General features: G+C 68.5%; 9 protein-coding genes. 1 reads left to right on the top strand and 8 read right to left on the bottom strand.

Going from position 1 to position 8170, the window contains the following annotated elements; genetic code table 11:
* Positions 1-32 precede the first annotated feature (32 nt).
* The 5 genes from G510_RS16630 to G510_RS0111395 form a co-directional block, all read right to left on the bottom strand.
* Positions 33-1478, bottom strand: a complete 1446-nt coding sequence (locus G510_RS16630) for a threonine/serine exporter family protein (protein ID WP_084644338.1) — start codon at positions 1476-1478, stop codon at positions 33-35.
* A gap of 134 nt (positions 1479-1612) precedes the next feature.
* Entirely contained in the window at positions 1613-2383 is a 771-nt protein-coding gene (locus tag G510_RS0111380; RefSeq protein ID WP_029153725.1) for a TSUP family transporter, read from the bottom strand.
* A gap of 37 nt (positions 2384-2420) precedes the next feature.
* Entirely contained in the window at positions 2421-3212 is a 792-nt protein-coding gene (locus tag G510_RS0111385; protein ID WP_029153726.1) for an ABC transporter ATP-binding protein, read from the bottom strand.
* Between the two features lie 2 nt (positions 3213-3214).
* Positions 3215-4129, bottom strand: a complete 915-nt coding sequence (locus tag G510_RS16635; RefSeq protein WP_051216701.1) for an ABC transporter permease — start codon at positions 4127-4129, stop codon at positions 3215-3217.
* 6 nt (positions 4130-4135) lie between these two features.
* A complete protein-coding gene (locus tag G510_RS0111395) occupies positions 4136-5125 on the bottom strand; it encodes an ABC transporter substrate-binding protein (RefSeq protein WP_051216702.1) in 990 nt (329 codons plus the stop codon).
* 74 nt (positions 5126-5199) lie between these two features.
* Here G510_RS0111395 and G510_RS0111400 point away from each other — a divergent pair, with 74 nt between their 5' ends.
* Positions 5200-5739 carry an NUDIX domain-containing protein gene (locus G510_RS0111400; RefSeq protein ID WP_029153728.1) on the top strand — a complete coding sequence of 180 codons (540 nt, stop codon included), beginning with the start codon at positions 5200-5202 and terminating at the stop codon, positions 5737-5739.
* Between the two features lie 86 nt (positions 5740-5825).
* Here the strand turns inward: G510_RS0111400 and G510_RS0111405 are convergent, their stop codons facing one another.
* The 3 genes from G510_RS0111405 to G510_RS0111415 all read right to left on the bottom strand — a co-directional run.
* Positions 5826-6746 (bottom strand): hypothetical protein, encoded by a 921-nt coding sequence (locus tag G510_RS0111405; protein WP_157560570.1) that lies wholly within the window; start codon positions 6744-6746, stop codon positions 5826-5828.
* A 25-nt stretch (positions 6747-6771) separates the two neighbouring features.
* Entirely contained in the window at positions 6772-7788 is a 1017-nt protein-coding gene (locus G510_RS16640) for an LLM class flavin-dependent oxidoreductase (RefSeq protein WP_036323008.1), read from the bottom strand.
* A gap of 46 nt (positions 7789-7834) precedes the next feature.
* The coding region (locus G510_RS0111415) for a transposase (protein ID WP_029153730.1) at positions 7835-8170 on the bottom strand (336 nt) is incomplete at its 5' end.

The following is an 8170-nucleotide window of genomic DNA, read 5'->3' on the forward strand; positions in this document are numbered from 1 at the left end:
CCACATAACGTCAACCCGGCACCTTCCGAAGATCACTCCTCCGGTTCGTTGGGCTTCGTGAGCGGGTGCGGGTCGTCGTACTCGGCGGCGATCGGGTCCTCCGGCTCCGTGCGCACGATCTCGAACGCGGCCGTGCCGCCCGCCGCCGACACCGGTCGAGCCTTCGCGCGCATCAGCACCTTGCGGCCGCCGAGGCGCAGCCGCAGCGGGCTGCCGATCATGAGTCCGAGCGTTGCGCCGGCCGCCAGCGCGATGCCGGTCAGGCCCGCCGTGAACAGCGAGTCGAAGGCCACCAAGAACTGGGCGGGATCCGCTTGGGCGCTCACGAAGCCGAGAAGGCCCTGGAACACCGCGGTGCCCGGCACCATAGGGATCATCGCGGCCGTCGTCACCGCGATCGACGGGACGGACAATCGGTCGGCGATCACGGATCCGACGAAGCTCGCGACGAGCGCGCCGCCGAACACGGCGCTCGCGTGCGGCGCCCCGGATAGCGTCGCGAGCACGTACCACCCGGCCCACGCGGCCGCCCCGAGGATCGTGCTCGACACGATGATTCGCAGGCCTGAACCGTTCAGCACCGCGACAGCCGCCGCGATGAGCATGGCCCCCGCGAGGTGCCCGAGCGGCGGCCCGAACGCGATCGACGCCGGCATCTCGAGGCCGTAGCCCATCTGCCGCGCGATCTCGAGGCCGGTGACGATGCCGACGACGAGGCCCATCGTCATGACGGCGATATCGAGTATTCGTCCGCCTGCGGTCAGCGAGAAGCCGTCGATCGCGTCCTGCGCCGCGCCGACCACCGCGAGGCCCGCGAGCATCATGACGATCCCCGAGGCGACGACCACGCTCGGGCGCACGCCGTCGAACATCTCGATCCCGGCCGCACGTGCCGCGGCGATGATCGCGGCGAACGCGACCAGCACGAGCCCTCCGGCCGCCTGCAGGAAGAAGAGCGGGATCCGCAGCCGCCCCAGCCCGTACTGGGCGAGCGCGACCATCAGCGCCGCGATGAGCACCAGCACCAGCGTGACCGGTCCCGCGCCGTACATCAGCGCGACCGCCACGCCGAGCAGCCCCTGTACGAAGATCACGACGGCGTCGCCGTACATGAACGGGATGCGCCGCGTCTTATGGAAGTCGGTGATCGCGTCGTGCAGCGGCAGCCCCGACTCGATCTCGTTCACGAGCGCCTGCAATCGCTGCAGCTTCGCATGGTCGGGCGCCGCCGACCGCACGACCTGCATGAGCGTGATCGGATCCCCCGTGCCGTTGCGGTGGTCCGACAGCATCACCGAGTTGAACGTCACGTTCACGTGCACGCTCTTGAGCCCGTACGCGGTCGTGATGCGCAGGGCGGCCAGCGTGACCTCCTTCGCGCTCGCGCCGATCGACAGCATCACCTCGGCCACGCGCATCGCTAGGTCGATGATGCTCTGCGCCAGACGGTCGTCGATGATCGGCATCTGCTCTGTCATGTGGCGCCGGGCGGGGTCGTTCCAAAAGGCGCGCTTCAGTCCGCCGAATACGCTCCTCGGACGCCTGTTCTCACCCATGTCTTCGAGGGTAGTTGCGCGTCAACCGGCGTGCATGAGAAGTCGCCAATGAACGGCTAGGAGAACACATCGAAGCTGAACTTCACGATGAGGGCGGCGACCACGACGATGAACACGATCCGCACGAAGCGACTGCCCTTGGACACCGCCATTCGGGCGCCGAGGTAGCCGCCGACGAGGTTCGCGGCGCCGACCGTCAGCCCGATGCCCCACAGCACGTGCCCGGTCGGGATGAAGAACAGCAGCGCGCCGACGTTCGTGCAGAGGTTCGCGATCTTGCCGAGGGCGGTCGCCGGCATGAACGCGTAGCCGAGCACGGCGACCAGCAGGATCACGAAGAAGGATCCGGTCCCTGGGCCGAGCGCGCCGTCGTACGTTCCGACGAGCAGCCCGATCGCGGCCGCGGCGAGCACGTGCTTCGCCCCGTGCCAGCGCTTTTTCGTATGCACGCCCATCTGCGGCTTGAATACCGTGAATGCCCCGACGACGATGAGCACGACGAGCAGGATCGGCGTAAATGCCTCTTCAGGAATATACGTCGCGATGACCGCCCCGACGATCGCGCCGAGGAACGCCATGCCCGCCAGCGGAAGCGCGGTTCTCATGTCGGTCTTCACGCGGCGGGTGTACGTCACCGCGGCGACCGACGTGCCCATCACACTCGCGATCTTGTTGGTCGCGAGGGCCTGCACCGGCGTGATGCCCGGCACGAGCATCATCGCGGGCAGCTGGATCAGCCCTCCGCCGCCGACGACGGCATCCACCCACCCCGCCGCGAGGCCCGCCAGGATCAGGAGGATCAGCGTGAGGGTGTCGAGGTCTGCCACTTGCCGAGTCTATTCCTCGGCGGGCGCGCGCCGAGGCTCAGCCGAGCATGGCGCGGTCGTCGAACGTCGCGCCCTTGATCTTGCCGAACTCGGCCATCAGAGCCTCGACCGTTAGGGTCTTCTTCGTCTGCTCATCGGCTGAGAACACAATGCGGCCCTCGTGCATCATGATCAGCCGGTTGCCGAGCGCGATCGCCTGCTGCATGTTGTGCGTGACCATCACCGTGGTCAGCCCGCCCTGCTCGACGATCCGCCCGGTGAGCGTCGTCACGAGCGCCGCGCGCTGCGGGTCGAGTGCCGCCGTGTGCTCGTCGAGCAGCAGCACGCGCGGGTGCGTGAATCCGGCCATCAGCAGCGACAGCGCCTGCCGCTGTCCGCCGGAGAGCAGCCCCACCTTCGCCTTCAGACGGTTCTCGAGGCCGAGCTCAAGGGTCGCGAGCTCGTCGGCGAACCGCACGCGCCGCTTCTTCGTCACGCCGCGCGCGAGGCCGCGTCGGCGCCCGCGCAGAAGGGCGAGGGACAGGTTCTGCTCGATCGTGAGATCGGGGGCCGTTCCCGCCATCGGATCCTGGAACACTCGCCCGACGTACCTCGCCCGGCGGTGCTCCTTGAGCCGGTTCACGGCCGTGCCGTCGATGTCGATGCGGCCCGAGTCGATCGGGATCCGCCCCGCGACGGCGTTGAGCAGCGTCGACTTGCCGGCGCCGTTGGATCCGATCACCGTCACGAAGTCGCCCGTGTCGAGACGCAGATCCAGGTCGACGAGCGCGCGGCGCTCGTTCACGGATCCGGGGAAGAACGTCTTGCTGACGCCGTCCATCGAAAGCATCGTCAGGTTCCCTTCGCTTCGGGCACGCGCGTGCGGCCGCCGCGCAGGTCGCGCCACGAGGGGATCCGTTTCAGCAGGCCCCAGCGCGGCAGGAGCAGCGCGATCACGACGAGCGCCGCCGTGATGAACTTCATGTCGTTCGGGTCGAGGCCCACCTGCAGGGCGACGAAGATGATGATGCGGTAGATCACGGCTCCGACCACGACGGCGAGGCTCGCAAGGAAGATGAAGCGCTGGCCGATCACCGCCTGGCCGAGGATCACCGACGCGAGGCCCACCAGGATCAGGCCGATGCCCATGCTGATGTCCGCGAAGCCCTGGTACTGGGCGACGAGCGCGCCGCAGAGGCCGACGAGCCCGTTCGAGAGGGCGAGCGTGAGGATCGTCGTGCCGTCGGTGTCGGTGCCGAGGCTGCGGATCATCTGCTTGTTGTTGCCCGTCGCCTGGATCGCGAGCCCGAGGTCGGTCGTGAGGAACCAGTCGACGATGAGCTTCAGGATCATGACCGCGACGAAGAAGATGACGGGGACGAGCCACGAACTGCCGAGCAGGCCCGCCTCGCGCAACGGCGTCATCACGGTCTCCTCGCGCAGCAGTGTCACGTTGGGGCCGCCCATGATGCGCAGGTTCACCGACCACAGGGCGATCATCGTGAGGATTCCGGCCAGCAGACCGTCGATGCGGCCCTTCGTGTGCAGCACGCCCGTGACGATTCCTGCGACGAGGCCCGCACCGGCCGCTGCGAGGGTCGCCACGATCGGGTTCTGCCCCGCCGTGATCATCGCCGCGGCGACAGCCGCGCCCGTCGTGAAGCTGCCGTCGACCGTGAGGTCGGGGAACTGCAGCACGCGGAACGTGAGGTAGACGCCGAGCGCCATCACGCCATAGATGAGGCCGAGCTCGAACGCTCCGATCATCAGCGATTACTCGACGACGGTGTCCGCGCGCTCCGTGACGGAGTCGGGCAGTTCGACGCCCATCCGCTCGGCCGCTGCGGGGTTGATGATCAGTTCGACGTCGTTCGACGTCTCGACGGCCATCTCGGCGGGGTCGGCGCCGTCCTGCAGGATCTTCGCCGCCATCTCGCCGGTCTGGTGGCCGAGCTTCGTGTAGTCGATACCGATCGTGGCGATCGCACCGCCGTCGACCGGGCCCGAGTCGCCGCTGACGACCGGAATCTGCTTCTGCTCGGCGACCTGGATCAGCGCCGCGATGCCCGAGACGACCGTGTTGTCGGTGGGCACGTAGATCGCATCGACGTCGCCGAGCGACTGGGTCGCCTGCTGCACCTCGGACGAGTTCGAGACCGTGGCCTCCTTGATCGTGAGGCCGAGGTCGGCCGCGGCCTCCTTGGCGAGGTCGACCTGCACCTCGGAGTTCACCTCGCCCGAGCTGTAGACGACGCCGACCGTCTTCGCGTCGGGCGCGATCTCGGCGAGAAGGGCGAGCTGATCCGCGACCGGGTTCAGGTCGCTCGTGCCGGTGACGTTCGCGCCGGGCGCATCGTTCGAGTCGACGAGCCCCGCCGCCTCGGCGTCGGTGACGGCCGTAAACAGCACGGGGGTATCGAGGATCGCTTGGGTCGCGGCCTGTGCGGCCGGGGTCGCCACCGTGAACACGAGGTCGAGGTCATCGCTCGCGAACGTCGTCGCGATCGTGTTCGTGTTGGGCACCTCGCCTTGGGCGTTCTGGTCGTCGTACTCGACGTCGACGCCGGCGTCATCGAGCGCCTCCTTGAAGCCCTCGGTCGCCGCGTCCAGCGCCGGGTGCTGCACGAACTGGAGCACGCCGATCTTCATGGTCTCGTCGCCGCCGGCGCTCTCCTCACCGGAGGACGAGCAGGCGGAAACAGCGAACAGCGCGGTGGCGGCGAGGCTGGCGGCCGCAAGGCGGCGCAGGCGAAGACGAGACATGTGGGTTCCTTGTGGCAGGGAAGAAGCTGTTCCCCGAATCGTACCGGCTCGCCGGGAAATGCGAGCATGGGAGCGTGACGTGGACGACGAAGAGCTCCCAGACCGTGTACGAGAACCCGTGGATCCGCGTGCGCGAGGATCAGGTCGTGCGGCCCGACGGATCCGAGGGGATCTACGGCGTCGTCGATCTGCGACACGAGGCCGTTTTCGTCGTCGCTCTCGACGAGCGTGAGCGCGTGCTCCTCGTGCACATCGATCGCTACACCGTCGGATCTTCGTGGGAGGTCGTCGCGGGCGGCACCGACGGCGAGGATCCGCTCGTCGCGGCCCGGCGCGAACTGCTCGAGGAGGCGGGTCTCGAGGCGAGCGAATGGATCCGGGCGGGCGCCATGCGCGCCCTCAACGGCGTCTGCAACGCGCGCGAGACGGTCTTCATCGCGCGCGGCCTCAGCCACGCCGCTGATCCCGCCGCGCACCGGGCCGAGGAAGGGATCACCGAGAGCCGGTGGGTGCCGATCGCCGATGCCCTCGGAATGTCGACGACGGGCGAGATCGCCGACTCCGAGACGATCGCGGCGCTCGCAATGGCGACGGCGAAGCTCGCCGCGCGGTAGCCGGAGGAATCGTTTGCCCGCGTGATGAGTGCCGCGCCGTCGGATCAGGACGAACCCAGCCCCACATCCATCCGTTGGTCCTCGGGTCAGGACAGTGGTGGCGCCCAGCAGGCCCAGTCTTCGTCCGACGTCGACTCGTGCAGCTGCATCGTCACCCGGGCGCGCTCCACGCCCGACGCGAGGATGTGGTCGTACATCGTGCCGCACAGTTCTGACTGCTCAGCGTCGGCGAACCCGGAGACGGTAATACTGCTGCCCGAGTCGATGATGGTGATCTCGTCAGCATCGCCGTCTGCGGCCATCGTCGCCATGTCGACGAAGAGTTCCTGACGCCCCTCGCTCGGCCTGGCTTGCAACCGCAACAGAGCATCGGTGGTCGGCCGACCTGCAAGGGAGACGTTCCACCGGATGTCGTCGACACCGTCGATATCGACGCCGACAGCGGTGACGTCGTCATATGCAGAAGCCAAACCGACAATGTCGTCAGCCTCGACCGAACACTCGAACTCGGCGTGAGCCCGAGGCCCGTCTCCACGATCCAGACGATCGAGCGCTGCCCCCGTGCACGGCGCGTCAGCGGTGGCTTCGAGCAGAGCGAGCAGCACCTCGTCGCCGGGGTCGTAAGCCGTGGTGATCCCCGCAAATTTCGTGCCCTCGGCCAGCGATAACAAACCGATCTGCGTCATCTCGGGGCGGAACTCAAGAAGATCATCGATCCGGGCTTCGACCTCGGACAGGGCGGCAAGCTGATCATCCGGGGCGGGCAGCTCGTTCCACATGAGACTCAGGCTGAGCGCATCCGGGGTGCCCGCCAACTCTGCGAAGGCTGCGATGTCGACGAGCCCCTCCGCCATCACTGCCTGGGCGAGCTCCTCGAGATTCGTCGGCTCCGCGGCCACGGTCGGGGTGGGAGTCGTCGTCGGTGCAGGTGGCTCACTCGTGCCGGAACAGCCAGCGAGCAGGCCTACGCCCAGGGCCAAAGGAAGCACGAAGGCCCGAATACCCATAGCCACTAACTTAGCGGTGTCGAGGCTAAGCGGCCGTGAAGATGTTGGTCGGCCGCTCGAGCCGGAACAGCTCGCGCTGGGTGGGTGCGCCCGCGAGACGCACGCCCGCCCGATGGAGCGCGGGGACCACCGCCTCGATGAGCACCGGCACGTCGACATCGAGAACCGCGGGGCGCAACCGGATCCCGTCGACGTGCGCCGCGAGGTCCGCGAGGCGCTCCGCGACCGAATCGGCGTCGCCGACGAGGCGGATCCGATCGCTTTCGGGCCACGGCGTCGCCTCGTCCAGGCGCGCCAGCCGATCGGCCGCGCGCTCTCCGCGGGCGTCGAGCACGATGTCCACGTCGGCGACGGTGCGCGCGACCCCCGTCGCGACGAGCTCCGGGGCCTCTCCCGAGACGAGCGCGACGTCGATCAGCGCTGCCGCCGCGCGCTCGGTCGCCGGTGCCCACACGGGCAGCTGCCCCTGCGGCGGGCGCGGCAGCAGGCCCTGCCCCGTCACCGAGAGGGCGTCGCCCGCGACGTCGGACTCGTGCCGGCTGGCGAGGATCTCGTCCTCCCACGTGTCCCAGAGCCGGCGCACGGCGAGGATCACGTCGCGCATCTCCCGCGCCGATGCCGCCGCGTCACCCGGTGCCCGCGTGCCGCGGCCCGCGGCGACGTCCGGGGATGTGTCGGTGCGCACGAGCCAGCCGGCGCGCCCCTTCGCCGCCCAATCCAAGCTGTTCAGCTGATCGGCGAGGTGGAAGGGCTCAGCGAAGGTGGCCACCGTCTCGGCCACGATCGAGATCCGGGAGGTGACCGCCGCCGCGAACGTCGCGAGCTCGATCGCGTCGAACTGTCCCTGCACGTCCGGAAAGGAATCGCGGCCCTGGTGCTGCGGAACGGTGACGAAGGCGAGCGGTGAGGCGTCGAACGCGCGAAAGCGGTCGCGGATCCTCCCCGGGGTGAAGAGTTCGGCTACGGGCCGATCCGCGTGCCGCCACGCCGCGGGGTGCGCACCCTCCGCGTCGACCTCGATGCCGATGGCTGTCTGTGACATCGTTCCTCCTCGCCGTGACGACACGGCGCCACCGATATCTGGCTCTTCACGAACGAGGGTGTAGTCGAGGTCTGAAACCGCCGGCTTCGAGCAGACTCCTGTCGATGTAGTGCCTCAGGTTCCGGAACCCAAGCGCGATCCCGCGCAGATGCTCGAGTCGGCCATTGATCGCCTCCGTCGGGCCGTTGCTGGTCCCGGGCCGATCGAAATAGCCGAGGACGTCAGCGGCTCGTTGCTTGAGCGTACGAGCGAGCTTGCGGACCTCGACCAGCTGCACGGGCACCCCCGTGGAGATCCGGTCGATCGTGTGCTGCAGGAAGAACCTCCCCAGCCCGCGGTCCGTCTCCCGATACGCGGTGATCATGTCCTGATACACACCCCA

Origin of the sequence: Microbacterium gubbeenense DSM 15944 (assembly GCF_000422745.1) — a bacterium.
Classification (GTDB): Bacteria; Actinomycetota; Actinomycetes; order Actinomycetales; family Microbacteriaceae; genus Microbacterium; species Microbacterium gubbeenense.

Excerpts from the sequence above, each read along its gene's own strand:
- G510_RS16630 (WP_084644338.1), bottom strand. The coding sequence starts at position 1,478 with ATGACAGAGCAGATGCCGATCATCGACGACCGTCTGGCGCAGAGCATC.
- G510_RS16640 (WP_036323008.1), bottom strand. The coding sequence starts at position 7,788 with ATGTCACAGACAGCCATCGGCATCGAGGTCGACGCGGAGGGTGCGCAC.
- G510_RS0111385 (WP_029153726.1), bottom strand. The coding sequence starts at position 3,212 with ATGCTTTCGATGGACGGCGTCAGCAAGACGTTCTTCCCCGGATCCGTG.
- G510_RS0111395 (WP_051216702.1), bottom strand. The coding sequence starts at position 5,125 with ATGTCTCGTCTTCGCCTGCGCCGCCTTGCGGCCGCCAGCCTCGCCGCC.
- G510_RS0111405 (WP_157560570.1), bottom strand. The coding sequence starts at position 6,746 with ATGGGTATTCGGGCCTTCGTGCTTCCTTTGGCCCTGGGCGTAGGCCTG.
- G510_RS16635 (WP_051216701.1), bottom strand. The coding sequence starts at position 4,129 with ATGATCGGAGCGTTCGAGCTCGGCCTCATCTATGGCGTGATGGCGCTC.